The organism is Pseudoalteromonas sp. NC201, assembly GCF_002850255.1.
Classification (GTDB): Bacteria; Pseudomonadota; Gammaproteobacteria; order Enterobacterales; family Alteromonadaceae; genus Pseudoalteromonas.
Genome location: NZ_CP022522.1, coordinates 4,050,576 through 4,068,738, shown reverse-complemented (window position 1 = coordinate 4,068,738; position 18,163 = coordinate 4,050,576). Strand labels below are relative to the sequence as shown.

Sequence of the window (18,163 nt, the reverse complement as noted above, 5' to 3'; positions counted from 1 at the left end):
ATGAGGCACTGAACTGTGATATTTACTCTTGATTAGTAAATATCAGGGCAAGTGTGGCGACCACACGTATTGGCAACACAATGCGTTAGCCTGTCTTGGCTGAAGCGAAGCGCGCCGCCTGCAATTTGTGGAGTCATTACTGCAGGTACTGTTTGTTTGTCAGCAGATAGGGCTTTGATTTTCTTTTTGTTTAACGATAATTTCATTTCAGTATTCCTTCTAAACTAGATGCTCAGATTGAGCTACAAAAGTGGATTAACGCGAACTAATTTGTTTCGATTTTTTCGAACAAAAAAGAAACACAATTGCCAAGCTAAAACATATTGCTTACTTTTTCAACATTTTGCTTTCGAATGATTATGTGATGGGATATTTGGCAACAATGAAAACGCCAAGTACCTAATAAAGTACTCAGCGTTAAAAACCAGTTAGGCCTACTTTTTGTCTAAACTTAGCGATCTTCCCTTGCGCTCGGAGCCTAACCGAGCTGCCCTAAGTGCAAGTACGTTGCTTAGTGAAGTATTGAAGGTCACCCAATTGCCGTTTTCAAGCTGTGCTTCGATAACAAAACCCGGAATGGCGGTAAAAGCGTCGAGCTTTGCTCCAGATAGCTGTTTTGCGGCAACGACGGGAATGCGAAATTCAATTCCGGCTTGTGCTAATTTAGGTAGCTCTTGATTGCCCAAAATAGCCACGAATCGTTGCCAATCAGCTTCACGTTGCGCTTGTAACTTAGCCGTAAAATATCCGCTAGACTGGCTGTATATACGACCGGCTTGGTAGGGTAATTCCCACTCGGCATGGTGCCATGCACGCTCTGCAAGGGCCAATAGCCTTGGATAAAGCATGTATTCGGCTTGTGCATCACTGCGCAGCATTTCACTCCATAAGTGCCCTTGGAGCCCGGCAAACTTAACCCCTTTGTTTAGTGATGAGTCGCTGTCGTTGGCTATGTAGGCGTGGTTATTGGTATTTTTCCAGATCTCTGCATGCGCAGGAAGGTTGTCTGGCATAAATTCAAACATCTTCTTGCTTTCGATAGCACGGCTTGCCCAGTGATTACCACGCTCTTCTGGGTGAGATTGATATGGAAAGTCAAAGTAGGTTACATCAGGGCTAGACAAGACCACCTGCCAGCCCTGATTGGCGAAGCGATGCGCGACCGCGTGCCCGTTTTCGCTTAATGTCGCCCAAGCATTGCTCTGTACGTTTGCTGGCATATTTGCAGCACGTACATCACCTAAACCGTCGCTCCACCCTGCAACCTGTATTCCTTTCTTATCTAGCAGCTTTGCGATCCGTTCAATGAAGTAACCGTTAAAGTTGGTAAAATCTTTCACGCTTGAGCGCAATTTTTTACAAGCCGGCGATTCTAGCCAAGCACCTGCGGTTTCATCTGCACCTATATGGTAAGTGTTGAGTGGTACACCTGCACGGTCATGCAGCACTTTTACTTCGCTTAATACTTTGTCGATAAAGGTATAAGTGTTTGCAATACAGACATTTAGCGTGTTGTCGTTGTAATGCTGAATGGAGCTGTAACGCGTCTTGTCAGCAGCTTCTACTAATCGATATTGCTGCGCATCCTCTGGTTTGCCTTGTGCCATCAGCTTTTTATATCGCGCCTCCATGGCGATGATTGCAGCGCGTGAGTGACCAGGCATATCTAATGAGGGTAACACCTCGATATGATGCGCCTTGCCATAGCGCAGGATCTCAATATAATCCTCTGCAGAGTAAAAGCCATTCACTTGCGCGTTTTTATCATTCCCAGCGCCTAATTGCGGCAATAGGCAGCGAGTTTCGGTCAAATCAAAGCAGCGATAAGCACCGACTGAGGTGAGTTCATCAAGACCGTCGATGGCTAAGCGCCAACCTTCATCATCCGCTAAATGGAGGTGCAATTTATTTAGTTTATACGCTGCCATCTGTTCAATGGTTTGTAAAATAAAGGCTTTGGAGCGGAAGTTGCGGGCAACATCGACGTGTAAACCACGAAAGTCATACCTTGGTGTATCAATAATATCCACCATGGGAATACTCAAATCATTAATATCCAACAGTCCTGCAAGGCTTTGTAGCGCATAAAATGCAGCGGCGCTGTTATTGGCTTGGATTGAGATATTATTTTCGGCGACCGTCAGTTGATAATGTGGACTTGATTGCTTATTTGACTTTACAGCGACATTAACTACAAGCCCGTCCTTGGTGCTTTTTACCCCAAGGGTATTGAGTCGCTGTTGTGCCATGGCGATAGCATCAGCTGAAATACCTGAAAGTTGCAGATTAATACCGGCTGCTAGATTGAGTCGTTTATCGGACAGCACTGTCAGTTGTTTAGGTTTTGGTATCAGCCCAATTGCAGCATCAAGTGTTGGCTGCACTTGATGTTGATATAAGTATTCGCTGCCCATCCACGGGGTGTCATCTTTACTGCTGGTTTGCAGCTGGTTGAGCGTATCAAATGGCGTCAGATAAGGTTGTAGCTCAAGTCCTGTGTCGTTATCGCGCTGGGTTTGCGTGCTTTTGATCACTTGTGGGGTGAGCTTAAGCTGCGCGTCCGTTACAACATAATTTGGCATAAACTCCGAGCGTGTAACCTGAGAGTCCTTGGTATAAAAGCGCACGGTAGTGGGAGTACTTGAAAACCCACTAAACCCTGCTGCAGGCGTGATTTTGTGAATATCACCATTGATATGGGTGATGGCAAAGTTATCGCCCTCAACATGGTAAATCGGCATCAGTTGGCTAAAAAAGATAGCAAAGTCATTATTTGCCTTGGTATTTTCTGTAGCTACGCTAAAACTCAGCTCTGAGTAATAACACTTTTGCTGTGCCTTGGGGCAGGTGCTTGGCTTGCTATCAAGCAAGGTGTACTTTACATCAAGATTTTGGCCCAACCAGTTTACAGCGGTTTGGTCGAGCGCATAAAGGGGTGACGACACCCCAAAAAGTAGGGCCATAAGCCGATTAAACTTCATTGGCTAGTTCCTTGTTATCATGGTTAATTTTATTGTGTTGAAACAATCCGTATGCCCCTAAAAGTGGCGCGTGATTTAAGGTGCTTGGAATGACACGAACGGATTGATATAAAGCATTGCCAAGCAACTGCTGCATCTTGGCTTCAAGTGCAGCGTTAAAATAGTCATATGAATGCGTCACGGAGCCGCCAAGTACAATGACATCTGGATTCAGCACCATGACTACTTGCGCGAGTGCATGACCAACGTGACTGCCAAAAGTCTCAAATTGTTGTAGTGCAAATGGGTCGCCACTGCGTGCTTGTTCGGCCAACCACCTCCCTTCAATTCCTTGTCGCCCAAAGAACTGTCCTGACGCATAATCTTCAATAATTCCATCAAGATAGCTTAAATTTCCTAGCTCTCCTGCAGCACTATGGTTACCCGTATATAAATTACCGTTAAACACAAAACCGGCACCAATGCCTGTGCCAAGGCATACGCCAATTAGGTTGTTGGCATGGTGGCCACCATATAAGTATTCACCAAATGCAAAGCAGTTTGCGTCATTATGGACAACAACGGGCAATGAAAAGTGCTGTTCTAACAACCGTTTCAGAGGCACATTTTGCCAATGAGGAATATTTTGTGTTGTCAGCACGGTGCCGCTGCACACATCTAGTGTGCTTGGTACGCCAATCGCAATACCAGTTGTTTCGGTCGTTAGGTTTTCTTCGATTAAACGGATAACAAAGGCATTAACTTGGTCTAAGTTGGCCTGACTAGGCACCGCATACTGGCGTACCTGCTCGACCTGAGTGTGCACAACCGAAGCTACAAGCGCTTTGGTGCCTCCCAAGTCAATACATAACAAAGAGTGATTCATCGTAATTTAACTATTTTCATTTAGAGGTTGAGACAGCGTCTTTTGACTATTGCCAAAAGTTTTATTTTTAATCAAAGGATTAGCCCATACACCAACACTCAGAATATAGCTAAGTGGCAGTAGTAACAGCAGGGCAGCAAGTTGTAAGTTGTTACTCAATTCAGCCGCAAAACCTATGATGGGAGACATAAAAGCACCGCCAATGATCCCGGTACATAAAATCCCTGTGATTGCGCCATGGCCGGTTTTGAATGAATTTAATGCCAGAGCAAAGATGACCGACCACATAATGGAGAGGAAGAATCCCACAATTGGAAAAGCAATAAGCGCCACCGTAGTGCTACCGAATAACGCACTTAGGAGCGCGATAGCGGCGCCGGAGCTGAATAAAATCAGAAGCTTTTGCGCATCAATGAGTTTAAGTAGTGCCAGTCCAAGTAAACAGCCTAAGGTTAGGCATAACCAGAATTCGCTCACCACTTTTGCGCCTTCGGTGGCTGGGTCTAGGCCATGATATTGCTGTAAAAACACGGAAATAAGGTTTGCGACGCCTTGTTCTAGCGCAACATAAGCGGCGATGGCGGCAAAAAATTTCAATACGGTTCTATCTTTAAAAAAACCGATACTTTGTGACCAGCTCAGCTGCTGCTTTTTCTGCTCCGGTACCGCGTTAAATGGTGTAAATTGCGAGAGTAATAGCATCACGACGCTTAGGATTGCGAATACCGCATAGATACTTAGCCAGGTTTTATCTGCTGGGATAACACCAGACAGCGCTCCGCCAAATCCCTCTGCGGTGGTGACTTGAGACTGTAGTTTGCTATACACCAGAGGCGCGAGTGTTGCTGCAGCACCAAACATCAACTGCGCAAACACCGAAAGCACGGCAAAGTGTTCTGAACCACCGCTAGCGCGTAATAGTGGATTGATAGCCACTTGCAGTAGTGCCATGGCACAGCCGAGCATAAACAACGCAACCATGGCAATGGCAAACGTTGGCATTAGCACAAAGGTCGTTGCGCCAATTGCAGCAAGGGTAAATGCGAGCTGCATAACGGTTTTTTCTCCAAAACGCTGAACTAGCAGTCCCGCCGGAATGGACATCACACCGTAAGCGATAAAAAAGGCGAACGGGAAAAACCCCGCAAGCGTTAGACCTATGTTGTAACTTTCTATTAATGCTGGAAAAATCGCGCCTAAAATATTGGTGATAAAGGACACCGTAAAAAAGGTTGCCAATACTAAGGCAATCACTAGGTAGCTTTTTTTCATGTTGTATTTCCACCTTCATTAGAGAGCGGGTGATGGCGTGGCGATCTCGCTTGTGGGCAGACAAACAAAAAGATCAAGGGGAATCTCACCACCACCCGCAATTGGGTTATGCACGGAACGCTTGTGCTCGCTGTAATTGTTCCAGTACCGTTGTATGGGCAGTAAAATGCTCATCACTAAGCTTCGTTAGATAGGCCTTGGCCGCCTGTTCGATATGCTGTGGTGCTTGATCAAAGGGCATTTGGCAGGTGCTATCGCGATGATCCATGCCGCCAAGTAAACAATACCAACTGGGACGAATGTAGGGTGAGTGCTTCCTGTGTTGGTTGAGCCAAGCATCAAAATCACCACCGCTACGCCAGTGTGTGAGCAGCTCATCGAGCTCGTTTAAGCTCAGTGCCGCGACTTTTGCATCTTGCCAATACGGTGAATCTGCGCGCTTGCTGGTGGCGTAATGTGCCAGTACATACTCTTTAATACCGAGCACCAGCTCTGACAGTTGTTGATTGATGGCTTGTGCCTCGAGCTGTTGCGAAAGCAGCCTATTTAATAACTCAATGCTATAACCTGTGACCATCAGCGCAGTGGCTTCGAGTGGTTCAATAAAGCTCTGTGCGAGGCCAATAGCAAACACATTGCCTTCAACACTGCGTGCCATCATGCCCACTTTCATGGTGAGATGTTTGGCTTGTCCTTTATCGAGTTGCGCGGCTTGGCGCAGTTGAGCTTCAGCCTCTTCGGGAGTGGTATGTGCGCTGCTGTACACGTAACCATGTCCGGTTCTGCCTTGTAGCGGGATCTGCCAGCGCCAGCCGCACGGCATCGCGATAGCAGAAGTACTTGAAGGTAGCGGGTTGATTTTAGCGCCGGCAATCGCGACAGCTGAATCATTGAGTAACTGATCTGCAAAGGAAATAAAGGGCACTTCGAGCGTTTTCTCTATCAGTAGGGCGTTAAACCCTGAGGCATCGACGTAAAAATCGCTTTTCACCTGCTCACCTGACTCAAGTGTCAGTGCAATAATTTCTTTGGCGTGATGCTGTACGCTACTTACCGTACTTTGAATATGTTTTACGCCTCGCGCTAAGCTATATGCCCTTAACCAATCCGCGAGTTTTTGCGCATCAAAGTGATAGCCGTACTCAAGCGCCCTTGGTAATGGACGCTGTGGCTGAGGTGCTTGTTGCTTGTCGGCCAGCACTGCGGCTAAGAAGTAATGTTCGGGCTTATCTATATATTCGCTACCACGACGTCTGGCGTTGGCGTTGACAAAGTAAACTTCCGCTGTTTTTGCATCCATTTCAGAGAAGAAGGGATGGAAATAGCTGCCATTGTCGCCATTCCAGTTATCAAAATAGATCCCGGTTTTATAGCTTGCTTGGCATGCGGGCATCCAATCGCGTTCTTTCACACCAAGGCTTTGCATAAAAAGCTGCAAATGTGGCGTTGAGCCTTCGCCAACGCCAATTCTGCCAATACTCGATGACTCAATCACCGTGACCGATAAATTGGGTTGATGCTTAGCAAGGTAGGCTGCGCACATCCAACCGGCGGTACCGCCACCAAGGATGGTGAGTGACTGTATTGTTTTCATAGGCAAATGAGTTTTCATAGGCAAATGACCCCAGCCGCAAGCGACTGGGGCTCCGAGGTTAGAACTTATAGCTGACGCCAAGGTAATAACGCGTACCAAATTCAATGGTGTTCTGCGTTAAGTTGTAGTTGGTGTCGTAAGATTGAATAACCTCATTGGTCAGGTTTACACCCTCTAAGCTGACATCCAGATTTTCCATTGCATGCCACACCAAAGATGCATCCCATTGTTGGTAGCTATCGTTGCGCACCGCTTGTGCTGCACCGACGCCAATCCATTCACTACGCCAGTTATAAGCGATACGTGCACTGAACTGCTCGTTTTCGAAAAATAGCGAGCCATTGAATGAGTTTTCAGATACTCCCGGCACCATTTCTTTTGCATTATCTGGTGTGGTGGTTTCACTATCCACGTAGGTGTAGTTAGTAATAAAGCCAAAGCCATTATCAAAGCTATGTTGAAGCTGCAGTTCTATCCCTGTTACGTCACCGTCTCCGTTACTACGTGGGCGTGTGACTCGGCATTGATCATACTTAGAAGGGTCGGTACCGCATCCGTCTACATATTCAATCGCTTCAGTAGAAAAGACAACGTTGTCAATTTTCTTCACAAAAACGGCTGCTGAGAACAAGGAAGCTTCGGTAAAGTAATATTCGACACCAATATCTGCTTGGTCAGCTTCATATGGTTTAAGATTCGGGTTACCACCGGTGGCAGAACCAAAGTTGGCATCAATCGCTAGACCTGGTTTTAAGTCGTTATAATTAACTCGAGACATAACGCTAGATGCGGCCGCACGGATGATAATATCGTCGCTGTAGTCATAAGCGAAGTTGATGCTCGGTAGCCAGTTGTCGTAGTCAACCGTTTCATCGAAGGCCGTGTTATCAACATAGCCGCTGGACTGTTGTTCTGTATCCACATAGCGTAAGCCGATATTACCGCGGAAGTTTTCACCGCTGAATTCACTTTGCACATAGATAGCGAGCATATCTTCTTCGACATTGTAGGTTTTACCAAAATCTTGCTGCTCGATTAATTCACCCGCCTCATATTTGCCAGTGATAAAATCCCACCACTTATCTTCATCTAGCTTGGCGTATGAATTAAGAATATGCCCGCCCGTTTGCGAATGAAGATTGGTAAAAATACCATCACTCCAGTTAGCTAAGCTATTACCATCAGGGACAAAACCAACAACATCCGCTGGATTTCTTTGTATTGCGATACGTGCAAATTCGTTTTTATTAACCTTCACACCCGCTTTGATATTCTTGAAGTAATCATGCTCTAGCATCCACTTGATATCGGCTTGTGCATAACTCACTTCATGCTCTTGGACCGTAGTTTGGAAGTTTGATTCCTGAGCAAATTTGAGCTGTGAGGCATCGGTTGGGTCTAGCGAATCAAACCAAATTTGATAAGGACCTGTGGCATCGTAAGTAAAGCCGCCATCAGTACTATTTTGACCATTAGGGAAGGCAGGATCCCCAATTTTTCCACCCTCATCCGTTGCCGGGATCCACCAACTTGAGGAACCAAACTGTGTACCACCATCAGATGTTGAGCGACCAATAACACCGCTAATCTCGAAAGTATCACCGACGTATTTACCACTGAAGTTTAAGGCATCGACTTTCATGTTTACGGCGTTACGAACAGTGGGGTTGTATATAATGTTCGCGTAAGCTGGCAAAATACGCGCACGCTGTGTACCGCCCGCTGCGTTGTTTTGTACATCAACAGCACCTGCACCACGGGCACTTACGGTAAGAAAGTTATGGTTTACATGTGGATTGTCAAACTCAAAGCGAAAGTAGTCTACTGTAAACTCGGTGTTATCGCTTGGTGCAAATTGCGCGGTAAGTTGCGCGCTGGTGCGCTCGCGCTCAGCTCTGAATGCTTGCGAGCCGATAGCCCAAGCGCCCACTGTAGATGCTTGTCCCGTGTCTTGATCCGCCGCAAAATATTCATAGTAGCCACCAATGGACTCAATAACGTGACGGCCTGAAGTCAGGTTCTCAACAGAATATGCTGCGAGCACACCAAATTTTTCATCGTCACTCTTCCAACTACCTAAAAACGATCCGCTTAAGTCATTTTCATCATACAAGGTAGAGCGGCCCATTTCTGCCGACACCATGTAAGTGTGTGCATCTAAGTCCAGTGGTTTACGCGTGACAAGATTCACTGTACCACCCAGCGCACCTTCTTCAAGGTTTGCTTCAGGCGTTTTGTAGACGTTAACTGCCGATACTTGCTCTGCTGATAACAGCTCCATGTTAAAAGTACGCGTCGATGGACCCAAATCATACCAATCGGTACTGGCGACCGATTGGCCATTCAATAAGATGCGCGATTGCTCGGGCGCGGTACCACGGATTGTAACACCACTTACTTCACCATATTTACGGTCGACTGTAACCCCAGAAATACGCTGTAGCGCATCACCAATGTTTTTGTCGGGAAACTTACCAATATCTTCCGAGGTGATAGCATCAACAATACCATCTGCAAAGCGCTTGGTGTTCATTGAAGCTTCAAGCGAGCGGCGAATGCCTCTTACTTCAATTACTTCGACATTTTCTTTTGCGCTTTGTTCTTCGGCTAATGCTGATGGTGCAGCGGTGAGTAAAAGGGGTGATAAGGTACTTGCTGTCACGATGGCGGCAAGTTTATTCAATTTAAATTGCTTCAACTTAGTTGTTTTCATTGTTCTGCCCATTGTTCCTATTTGTTGTTGGCAGAAGCTAGGGTATCGCCTTGGGTGTTTTTTAAGCGGTATATTTCTATCTACTAATGATACTTTTCACGCTTAAATGAGAGTAATTTGACAAAAATACTTCACTGCACTTCAGGCTGTCGCTATATTTCGATAGATTAATATTGGTTGGTGATTGAATTTGCATGATATGCAACTAGGTGTAACGAGTAGTTGTTTTAAAGTTTATAACATGCCGATTTTAAATAAGTTTATTAATGTAAAAGGAAATTGCTATGCGCGCGATGTACGAGAAAGTACTACCATCTCCTGGATGTTCATGGCGTTATTGCCTGTATCAATTGCCCGAAATTCCCTTTAATTGGCACTATCATCCGGAATATGAGATCTGTTTGACGCTCAACAGTGTCGGTGTATGTCACGTGGGTGATCATATCGCCCCTTACGAAGACTTAGATTTGGTTATCCTAGGCCCTGACTTACCACATACTTGGCAGTCAAAACCGAATCCGGATCACTCCGCTCACGTTGTCCATGTTGCACAAATACCTGCGCACTGGTTGGAATCTTTAGTGGCTCAGCATCCTGAATTACACGGCTTATCTGAATTGTTAAATGCAGCGCGCCGAGGCGTCAAATTTCCTGTGGAAGTCGCACGGCAAGCGAAAAAGTGGTTTGAGCAAATCGCGGATGCCGAGCCGTTAATGCGCTTTGTGCTTTTGCTTGAAATGTTAACGCGGATGACGACATCGAACTATCAACATTTAGCCAGTAACGGCTTTCGCTTTGACGCCCGCCATGACCCCGCGAAAGACAAGTTCGACCGGGTTATTGCCTATATCTATGATAATTACACCGACAAATTAAGCGCCGATGAGCTTGCACAGCAAGTGCACATGAGCACCAATCACTTTCACCGTTTCTTTAAAAAGCGCACGGAGCGAACTGTGACGGAATTTATCAATCAGCTGCGTATTGCCAAGGCCTGTAAACTATTAATTAGCTCTGCCTCTCCCATTAGTGTGATATCGGATCAATGTGGTTTTAATAATATTTCTAATTTTAATCGTCGTTTTCAAGCATTGAAGGCGTGTACGCCCAGTGAGTTTCGCGCACGGCTGCACCAAAAGGCATTGTATTGATCTGGACGTGAGCCTGTTTATTGTGCTTTTTAATCAAAACTTCAATTCAAACAGTGAATATTTCGTAATGCTATGATATTCATGCTTATTCCTAAATATTCAACTTGGTATTTATCAAAGAATTGCCAAGAATGTGCCGGGTCGCAACAACAATAAACGAGGATGACGGTGATGACACTAGGACACTTTATTAAACAGATCCGCACACAAAAAGGCTTAAGCCAACCCCAGCTAGCTGAGCAAATGTGTGTTGAGCAAAGCTATTTATCTAAACTAGAAAACGACAAATCCGTGCCTTCTAACGAGGTATTTAGAAAGTTACTGACGGCGCTGAATTTATCCTTAGATGAGTGTATGCAAACCCTTTCAACACAAGGAAAGCGTGAAGAACTAAGCCAAATACCGGACATCGAATATTGGTATAAGCAACATCAACAATCAAAACAAAAGCAATATAAGCAACTTGCGATATTAGCTATTTTGCTAGTATCTCTCGGTGTCGGGTTATTTTGGAGTGGCTACAAACAGATATTTTTTAGTGAAAAACTGTTTGAATATGAATCTCAAGGTGTATTGCAAGCCGGTGAGCCCGTTGAGTTATATAGAAAGTGGCGCTTTCTCCTTGTCCCTCATAGTAGGAATAGCGATATTGGATTTGTGGAGCAAGTTAAGCTTGCCATGGCGAAACGTTTAGACAAAAAAACGGTATTTTTTTCAGACTATAAAGGGAGCGCTTATACCGAATCGGTAACCGATGGTAGAAGGCATTATCGTTTTCAAGGCCCTAAATTTAGTGAGCGTGTAGAAAACGCCTGGCTGCAATTTGTTGGCTTATTGTGTCTCTCCGCTGGGGTTATGCTAACTTTAGTAGGTAAGCGGTTAGTTAAACCTTAGATTATCAATATAGGTGTAAGATGCAAAAACGATTATTTTTTGGTATTGGCATGGATGACGACACTCGAGCGCATATTGGCCAATGGCTGGTGGATAGTGTGAGCGCGAGTAAAGCCAATACTCAGCCGAATAATTGGCATCTTACACTGGCGTTTCTTGCTATGGTGGAGGAGTCACAAGTAGCTGAGCTTTGTGATTTTGCTAGTAGTTTATCGGTGCCTAAATTTACACTCACCTTTGGTGACTATGGCTACTGGCAGCACAATGGCATTTTTTACTTAAAGCCCGAACACAAACCACAAGCTTTGCTTGATTTAGCCAATCCATTGCGTGCTTTTGGAGAAAAATGTGACCTCTATCACAATCCGCATCCATTCTCACCACATATCACGCTATTTCGAAATTGTAAGCCAGAACCGACTATCGATAAGCCAATTGCGCCTTTCTCACTCACGGTAAAGAAGTTCTACTTATACCACTCTCACCGCAATGAAAATGGCCTGATTTATGAGCCAATAGCGTCTTTCTTCTTGAGCTGAAATGTCTATTTTGAATGCTTTTTCCAAATAGAATAGAGTGTACTGCTAAGTAAACAGCTAAATAGCAAGACAAAGATATAATTTGGCACGCCGTTATAAAGATATAACGAGAGGTTAGTTGCTAATAATAGTAATAATGCAATGTACTTCATTCAGTTTAGTTCCTATATTCTTCAAAGCTTTATTGAGAACTAATGTTTGATACATCCCCTGTTATGCCCGTTTGTAGCAGGCCTTAGCTTTTCTTAGAGTAAAAGGGTTCGAGTAGATAACTGGCTAATCCATAGGCGCAGCCGAATCCGATAGCAACAATTGGTAGCATTTGTATTTCACTAGCACCAAGCCAACTGCCAAAAATAAACACCAATGACACAACAGAAACTAGGCATATTGTTATCTTTGCGAGCACAATTAATATATGCTGCTTCAAAGGTAAGTCGCACTTTTCCTTCCATCTCTCTTGCAGTACTACGTAAATAAAAACGAAAAACACAGGTAACAGAGACTCAATAAACTCAAACATGATTTCGTGTCCTACTAAGTAGGTCAGATCCAGAACACGGAGCTGACCGATAGGTGAAGCGTATTTATTGTAAAGCTTCTTCGCTAATCCACCCAAAGCTGCGCCAACTAGAAAGGCAGCAACAAATCCAGCGCCATTAACTTGGTCTGTTACCAGACTGTATCTGTAGCGACTAGAGCGTCATGACAGAGAGGTCTTGCTGGAAATACAAGAGGTGTAGTTATGACTGCCATCCGTATTCGCCAGAGACTCACTCAATAAACCAACATATCCTAGATGTGACTTGGTCAAGTTAGCATAAAAACTCACAAGTTCAAAAACCAAGAAAATAAAATTTATTCAATAATATTAGTGTATTATGTTTATATGTTATAGAGGGATAACAACTCAGTTTGCCAATCGTTATAATTGTTTGTTAGCTATGTAGCCAACGCTTTAGCTTTTTAACCAAAGTTTCAAACCAAGTCAGTTGATAGCGTTTGTATTTCTCGCACTTGAGGAATAGCTTTTTGGTGGCTTCGTTTCGTGCTGGGCTAATATGTAGACGGCTACACTCTTTACTTGCGTTGTGCCAATCTTGTGCGCTGACGGCTTTAATTAAATTAGGAAAGGCCAAAAATAACTTACTGGTACCAAGGTTATAAGCCATATCCAACAGCGCAATCTTAGCGGGTGTTGGTAATAGCTGATAAGGGATGCTGCCAGTTTCTTGTTTGGCGAGAAAATGAATGAGGTACTGTTCAAACTCTTTGATTTGCTCTACAAGGTATTTTTTAGATGCCTTTGGTGGCAAGGTAAGCTCGGTATATTGCGCATACCAAGAAGCTTTATAGCCGCTGGGTTTTCCCTTAATGTTACGGTATTCATCGCGCTTTTGTTGTAGGGTGGCAGAGCGTTTGGAACGCCTATCTCGCATCGGTAATTGGCAAAATTGTTCAACACTTTGCATATGAAAACCAACACCAATCGTCGGATTGGCATTCACATCTAAGTACAAGTGCAGTACCTCACCCTCAAATTGCAATAAGTGCTGTATTACTCTTTGGTAGAATTTATCGGTGTCGTTGAACAACTAGGTACCTCAGTGATCACTGCTTTTTCGTTCGTGGTATAGCACTGTTTTAGTATAGAACAGTAGCAGGCCTCTGCCTTAAAAACCGACTTATGGGCATCAATTTTGTCCCATAATCCACGATTAAAATTGCTTTTTGGCATGGTAAAAATGTTGAAAGTGTCGCCATCTGCCAGCAAAATCTTTTGTGGCGCACTGGAAACATACCAGCCAAACTTTTTTAGATAATTGATATTTGATTCTTCGTCTTGAGCATCACTAAGCGCTGCTTGATAGGCGTTAAGGTTGCAACAAGCGTCCATCAGTTCGGTAACATCAAAGTAATTTTCGCCATCAAACTCGTACTTAATGTAGTGGATTATGGCAGGTCCGGTTCCTGAATTGCGAATATCGACTCTAATCGTTGCTTGAGTGGAGTCTAAATCAAAGTTGCTATAGCTGAATTGTAGCCATGGCCAGGTTTCAGTTTTTAGCTGCTTTTCGGCTGCGGAAACTTGCTCCTGAGCAGCCTTTGCTTGCAGGTAGGTGGCGTAAAACGACGCTGCGGAAATAAACATCGCACACAGGGCTAAAATGGTGTTCATTTTAGAGCGAGAGAGTTTAAATGTCCCTCTCGCTTGTCTTGAATTATGTGGAGATGGGTTTAGGCGCTCAGTGCGTTTCTCTTCGGTCAAATCTTCAGAGTGTGAGTTATTATTATGTTCTGACATATTTATCCAACTGATATTACGCCCTAGGGCGACAGAAATACGAGTAACGTATCGCCAATTTTCAGTCTATCTGTCGAAAGCTGATTCCATTGCTTTAGCTTAGCGACACTGACATTAAATTGTTTCGCAATGCGCCATAAACTATCGCCGTGTTTGATCTGATAGTCCAGTTGTTTGTCTGCCAAAATGGGCAAAATTAGCTTTTTTCCTGCACGAATACGGTCACTCTTTAACTGATTAAAGGCTTTTAATTCGGCGACAGTTAGCGAGTAGCGCTTTGCAATGGTGCTAAGAGAGTCTCCACGTCGGATAGTATAATGTTGCCATGTATTCGCGGGCATTTTTGGTAAGTGTGTGAGCATGGTTTGCCACTCTGATACGCGCGCTGTGGGGACTACAATATGCTCAGGGCCGCCGAGTAATGCAGGAAAACGTGCATAGCCTGGATTTAATACCTCGACTTCTTTCCAACCTTTAAGATCAGATAAAATAGCTTGTTGTTCGAGTTTTATAACGCTGATTAACGAACGATTAGGGATCTTAGGAAACTTCATTAAGTCATGCTTTAGCAGTTGTGATGCCGCAAGTAGCTTTGGTACGTAGTGACTTGTTTGGCGCGGTAGCTTCAAATGGAAAAAGTCAGTTGGTTTACCTGCTTTTTTATTTCGTTCAATGGCTGCAAGCACTCTACCTTCACCTGTGTTATAGGCGGCAATGGCATGATACCAATCACCATCAAAACGTTTGTGGAGGTATTGCAAAAAGTCCAATGCGACACGGGTCGAGTCTACGATATCTTGGCGGCCGTCATACCAAGCGTTGATCTTGGCATCATAATGTTTTGCAATCAGCGGTGTGAGTTGCCACAAACCCGAAGCATGCTTGTGAGAGTAGGCCTGGGTATTAAAGTCGCTTTCAATTAGCGGCATCAATGCAAGCTCTATTGGCATATCGCGCTTTTCGACTTCTTCTACTAAGTAATAAAGTAGCGGCGCTGCACGTTCACTGATGGTATCCATATAGTTTGGATGCCTGAGATACCAATCAATCCGTTGTTTTACACGCTTATCATCGGAATCGGCAAAGCTGAGCTGATCTTTAATGCGGAGCCATAAATCATCAATTGCGAGCGGATCATATGGCGTTTTAACCACCGTTTTAGCTTCGTCTTTGACTGTATTTTTTGGTTTATTTACACCAGTTCGCACGGAGTTATCTGGCGTTGGTTCATCCTGTTGAGGTTGCTGTATTTGGCTACAGCCATTTAGGAGCAGGATTGCTGCGAGTAATGGAGTGATGAGGTTTTTCATAGAGCCTTTTTTATTATCCTTTTATTATGCAGTCCAATGAGGCATCTGAACCGCATAAGATTGTATATAAATTCGGTGCAAATGCAAAAATAGGCACCTTACCTGTTGCGGCTGTGTAGTGTAGAGCGATGAAATGGATACAAAATGAACTTTAGCGTTACAGCATTTATCATTGATTAATGGAATTAACGCAATAACACGCGATTGCTCACTGATCGTGTATTGCCCATTTATTCAATGCGTAGTTGGTGCTTAAATTGTGTTTTATAGGTTCGCGAGAGCGTTAATACTTTCCCACTTTGCAATGCGATTTCACTGTCACCGCTGGCAAGCGGCGTAATACTTACCACTTTAGACACATTAATAGCAAAAGAGCGATGAATACGCACGAAGCCAACGGGGTCTAAGCGCTGACATAAAGTAGCAAGCGTCGAGCGTAGCGGATAAATGCGGCCATTTACGTGTAGATTGACGTAATTTCCAGACGACTGTAACCACTCAACCTCTTCAACTTTAACGATAAATTCTTTACCAAGCTTACGTACCAATAAGTGATGAATAGGTTTGTGGAGTGTTTCACCTTCATCGCTTTCTTGTTTTATCGGAGATGCTTCACCAAGCATATGGGAGACACTAAATTGATAACCTTTTATGAGTGCAATAAAGAACACCAAACTCCATGCATCTTTTTGATATTCATAGATAAGCTCAAACCAAGAAAGGTGAAAGTTGTAATCTAGTTGCAAACTAAAATAAATCGTTTCACGTAATAACACCATGATGCCAACATGGCCAAAACAAAATAACAGTGAGGCCATAAAAAAGCTAAAAGCGACGTTAACAGGTTTATGCCACTGCCAAGGAAATGCGTTTAAATACCAAGATATGACGGGAATTAAGGCTAAGCTGGCAGCTGCACTGGTATATTCCCACACGAAAGGTTCCCACAGCGCAAAATCGAGCTGCGCATCTCGGTTGGCATCCATGATCAGAGTAATGGCATTTAAGGTGCTATTAATCGCCAGAAAGAGGGCGAGTAATGCCATTGCCATCAAAGGGTGGTATTGCTGAATAAAGGTACGTGAAAACATCATGGTTTGAGTTTTTCTTTTACTCTAGCAACTGGACGCAAAGCGGTCACTTATTTTATCCCTCTATTCCACGGTTTATCCCTAGCTATTGTTATTTAAGCAAATTTCGTTTGTTTGTACGCTGTATTGGCGCACTGTAGGGGTAAGTTTACTTTCAAAAAGAAAATAACATGGATCATTTAAATCGGCGAGTAGAGCTAGACTGGCTGCGTGTTATTGCATTTACAATACTCATTTTTTATCACACCGCTATGTTATATGTACCTAACTGGGGTTTTCACTACAAAAGTGCTTATACTTCGGTTTGGCTAGAATATCTGATGTTAGTGATCTCACCATGGCGCATGTTGCTTATCTGGTTTATCTCGGGAGTTGCGCTTAGATATATTTTTGATAAACAAGGAGCATGCACAGCCATGCTCTTTCGTACTCCTTTGTTATTGCTCCCACTATTATTTGGCATATGGGTTGTTGTGCCAGTGCAACTGTACGCAGAAATGCAGCAAAATGCTGGATTAACGCTCGGGTATGTTGATTTTTACAAACAGTTTATTGATTTTAACAGTCCTTTATTTAGTCAATATCAAAGCGGTATTTGGCCCCATGTCGATGTCAATCACTTGTGGTATTTGCGAGAATTATGGCGTTTTACTTTGCTCCTTGCTGTACTGCATATCGTCTTTAATTCTAAGCTTCAAGTAATGCTCCGGCATTGTATCACTTTGCGCTGGTTAACTTATCTACTAAGCGTGCTGGCTTTTGCAAGCTTACTCTGGGCTCAGTTGGCATTGGAAGGTGATAGCAAAAGAGAATTTCAGGGGTTTGTTTTTCTGCTCGCAGGTTATCTGCTTGCTAAGCATAATCGGTTTTGGGCTTGGCTTGCTCGACAAGGTAAAGTGCTGCTGTGGGTTTGTGCCGTCAACGCCATGATTATTTTGCTTTTATATCATTTTTACTGGTTGCAGCAAGACACGCGCACTACCTTCATTACTTGGGGTGGGAGTCTTGTGTTGGTGTTGCAGCGTGTGTGCGCAGTGTTGTTGATATTGGCATTAGCAGCGCGTTATCTTAACCGTCCTCATCCGCTGCTTACGAGGCTCAATAAAGTGGTGTTTCCCATCTATCTCTGGCATCAAAGCGTGATTATTGCCTTGGCGCTTTGGCTGAGCCGTTATCAACTCGGTGGTGTGCTTGAGGGCCTGTTGGTGATCACAGGAACACTGCTATTTTCTGGATTGTTGTTTTGGCTGGTGCCAAAGCTGGGCTCCCTTGGGTTGATGGTGGGGTATCGCGCAGCCTTGCTGACAAACAATAAAATTCTTTGGGGGGTGGGGTGTTTGTTATTGTTGCCGCTGATCCTCCGGATTATTTAACCAGTGTACTGCACCATTGTGCAATAAATGCTCTACTCTTATTGCTAGGGTCAGTATGCCTCCGATGGAGGATAC

Annotated in this window: 15 protein-coding genes; 4 read left to right on the top strand and 11 right to left on the bottom strand. The window is 44.1% G+C overall.

The window, feature by feature from the left end; translation table 11 throughout:
* Window positions 1–32: 32 nt before the first annotated feature.
* The 6 genes from PNC201_RS23415 to PNC201_RS17730 all read right to left on the bottom strand — a co-directional run bounded on the left by PNC201_RS23415 (window position 33) and on the right by PNC201_RS17730 (window position 9,425).
* Window positions 33–206, bottom strand: a complete 174-nt coding sequence (locus PNC201_RS23415) for a hypothetical protein (RefSeq protein ID WP_199539669.1) — start codon at window positions 204–206, stop codon at window positions 33–35.
* A 228-nt stretch (window positions 207–434) separates the two neighbouring features.
* Window positions 435–2,981 carry a family 20 glycosylhydrolase gene (locus PNC201_RS17750; protein WP_102057802.1) on the bottom strand — a complete coding sequence of 849 codons (2,547 nt, stop codon included), beginning with the start codon at window positions 2,979–2,981 and terminating at the stop codon, window positions 435–437.
* Complete coding sequence (locus PNC201_RS17745) at window positions 2,971–3,846, bottom strand: ROK family protein (protein ID WP_102057801.1); 876 nt, start codon at window positions 3,844–3,846, stop codon at window positions 2,971–2,973. Before PNC201_RS17745 ends, PNC201_RS17750 begins: the two co-directional genes overlap by 11 nt.
* Before the next feature lie 6 nt (window positions 3,847–3,852).
* On the bottom strand, window positions 3,853–5,118 hold the full coding sequence (locus PNC201_RS17740) for an MFS transporter (RefSeq protein ID WP_102057800.1): 1,266 nt from the start codon (window positions 5,116–5,118) through the stop codon (window positions 3,853–3,855).
* A 106-nt stretch (window positions 5,119–5,224) separates the two neighbouring features.
* Window positions 5,225–6,712, bottom strand: a complete 1,488-nt coding sequence (locus tag PNC201_RS17735) for a tryptophan halogenase family protein (protein WP_233525191.1) — start codon at window positions 6,710–6,712, stop codon at window positions 5,225–5,227.
* Window positions 6,713–6,770: 58 nt separating this feature from the next.
* Entirely contained in the window at window positions 6,771–9,425 is a 2,655-nt protein-coding gene (locus tag PNC201_RS17730; RefSeq protein WP_102057798.1) for a TonB-dependent receptor, read from the bottom strand.
* 284 nt (window positions 9,426–9,709) lie between these two features.
* Here PNC201_RS17730 and PNC201_RS17725 point away from each other — a divergent pair, with 284 nt between their 5' ends.
* The 3 genes from PNC201_RS17725 to thpR all read left to right on the top strand — a co-directional run bounded on the left by PNC201_RS17725 (window position 9,710) and on the right by thpR (window position 12,009).
* Window positions 9,710–10,576, top strand: coding sequence for a helix-turn-helix domain-containing protein (locus tag PNC201_RS17725; RefSeq protein ID WP_010606984.1), 867 nt, complete (start codon window positions 9,710–9,712; stop codon window positions 10,574–10,576).
* A gap of 171 nt (window positions 10,577–10,747) precedes the next feature.
* Window positions 10,748–11,470 (top strand): helix-turn-helix domain-containing protein, encoded by a 723-nt coding sequence (locus tag PNC201_RS17720; RefSeq protein WP_102057797.1) that lies wholly within the window; start codon window positions 10,748–10,750, stop codon window positions 11,468–11,470.
* Between the two features lie 20 nt (window positions 11,471–11,490).
* Complete coding sequence (gene thpR / locus PNC201_RS17715; protein ID WP_010606982.1) at window positions 11,491–12,009, top strand: RNA 2',3'-cyclic phosphodiesterase; 519 nt, start codon at window positions 11,491–11,493, stop codon at window positions 12,007–12,009.
* Window positions 12,010–12,244: 235 nt separating this feature from the next.
* Here thpR and PNC201_RS17710 read toward each other — a convergent pair whose 3' ends face one another.
* From PNC201_RS17710 to PNC201_RS17690, 5 genes are all read right to left on the bottom strand, one after another.
* Window positions 12,245–12,532, bottom strand: a complete 288-nt coding sequence (locus PNC201_RS17710) for a hypothetical protein (RefSeq protein WP_158299136.1) — start codon at window positions 12,530–12,532, stop codon at window positions 12,245–12,247.
* Between the two features lie 415 nt (window positions 12,533–12,947).
* On the bottom strand, window positions 12,948–13,604 hold the full coding sequence (locus tag PNC201_RS17705; RefSeq protein WP_199539668.1) for a hypothetical protein: 657 nt from the start codon (window positions 13,602–13,604) through the stop codon (window positions 12,948–12,950).
* Window positions 13,568–14,314, bottom strand: coding sequence for a hypothetical protein (locus tag PNC201_RS17700; protein ID WP_010606979.1), 747 nt, complete (start codon window positions 14,312–14,314; stop codon window positions 13,568–13,570). Before PNC201_RS17700 ends, PNC201_RS17705 begins: the two co-directional genes overlap by 37 nt.
* Before the next feature lie 23 nt (window positions 14,315–14,337).
* Window positions 14,338–15,624: a LysM peptidoglycan-binding domain-containing protein gene (locus PNC201_RS17695; protein ID WP_102057795.1), complete on the bottom strand. Its 1,287-nt coding sequence runs from the start codon at window positions 15,622–15,624 to the stop codon at window positions 14,338–14,340.
* 230 nt (window positions 15,625–15,854) lie between these two features.
* Complete coding sequence (locus tag PNC201_RS17690; protein WP_102057794.1) at window positions 15,855–16,718, bottom strand: LytTR family DNA-binding domain-containing protein; 864 nt, start codon at window positions 16,716–16,718, stop codon at window positions 15,855–15,857.
* Window positions 16,719–16,885: 167 nt separating this feature from the next.
* On the opposite strand from PNC201_RS17690, the gene PNC201_RS17685 reads away from it, so the two are divergent.
* Entirely contained in the window at window positions 16,886–18,088 is a 1,203-nt protein-coding gene (locus tag PNC201_RS17685; protein ID WP_102057793.1) for an acyltransferase family protein, read from the top strand.
* Window positions 18,089–18,163: the final 75 nt, after the last annotated feature.

Bases quoted from the DNA above. Each gene is read 5' to 3' on its own strand.
- PNC201_RS17725 (WP_010606984.1), top strand. From the start codon at position 9,710: ATGCGCGCGATGTACGAGAAAGTACTACCATCTCCTGGATGTTCATGG.
- PNC201_RS17720 (WP_102057797.1), top strand. From the start codon at position 10,748: ATGACACTAGGACACTTTATTAAACAGATCCGCACACAAAAAGGCTTA.
- PNC201_RS23415 (WP_199539669.1), bottom strand. From the start codon at position 206: ATGAAATTATCGTTAAACAAAAAGAAAATCAAAGCCCTATCTGCTGAC.
- PNC201_RS17700 (WP_010606979.1), bottom strand. From the start codon at position 14,314: ATGTCAGAACATAATAATAACTCACACTCTGAAGATTTGACCGAAGAG.
- PNC201_RS17690 (WP_102057794.1), bottom strand. From the start codon at position 16,718: ATGATGTTTTCACGTACCTTTATTCAGCAATACCACCCTTTGATGGCA.
- PNC201_RS17750 (WP_102057802.1), bottom strand. From the start codon at position 2,981: ATGAAGTTTAATCGGCTTATGGCCCTACTTTTTGGGGTGTCGTCACCC.
- PNC201_RS17685 (WP_102057793.1), top strand. From the start codon at position 16,886: ATGGATCATTTAAATCGGCGAGTAGAGCTAGACTGGCTGCGTGTTATT.
- thpR (WP_010606982.1), top strand. From the start codon at position 11,491: ATGCAAAAACGATTATTTTTTGGTATTGGCATGGATGACGACACTCGA.
- PNC201_RS17735 (WP_233525191.1), bottom strand. From the start codon at position 6,712: ATGAAAACAATACAGTCACTCACCATCCTTGGTGGCGGTACCGCCGGT.
- PNC201_RS17710 (WP_158299136.1), bottom strand. From the start codon at position 12,532: ATGTTTGAGTTTATTGAGTCTCTGTTACCTGTGTTTTTCGTTTTTATT.
- PNC201_RS17745 (WP_102057801.1), bottom strand. From the start codon at position 3,846: ATGAATCACTCTTTGTTATGTATTGACTTGGGAGGCACCAAAGCGCTT.
- PNC201_RS17740 (WP_102057800.1), bottom strand. From the start codon at position 5,118: ATGAAAAAAAGCTACCTAGTGATTGCCTTAGTATTGGCAACCTTTTTT.
- PNC201_RS17695 (WP_102057795.1), bottom strand. From the start codon at position 15,624: ATGAAAAACCTCATCACTCCATTACTCGCAGCAATCCTGCTCCTAAAT.
- PNC201_RS17730 (WP_102057798.1), bottom strand. From the start codon at position 9,425: ATGAAAACAACTAAGTTGAAGCAATTTAAATTGAATAAACTTGCCGCC.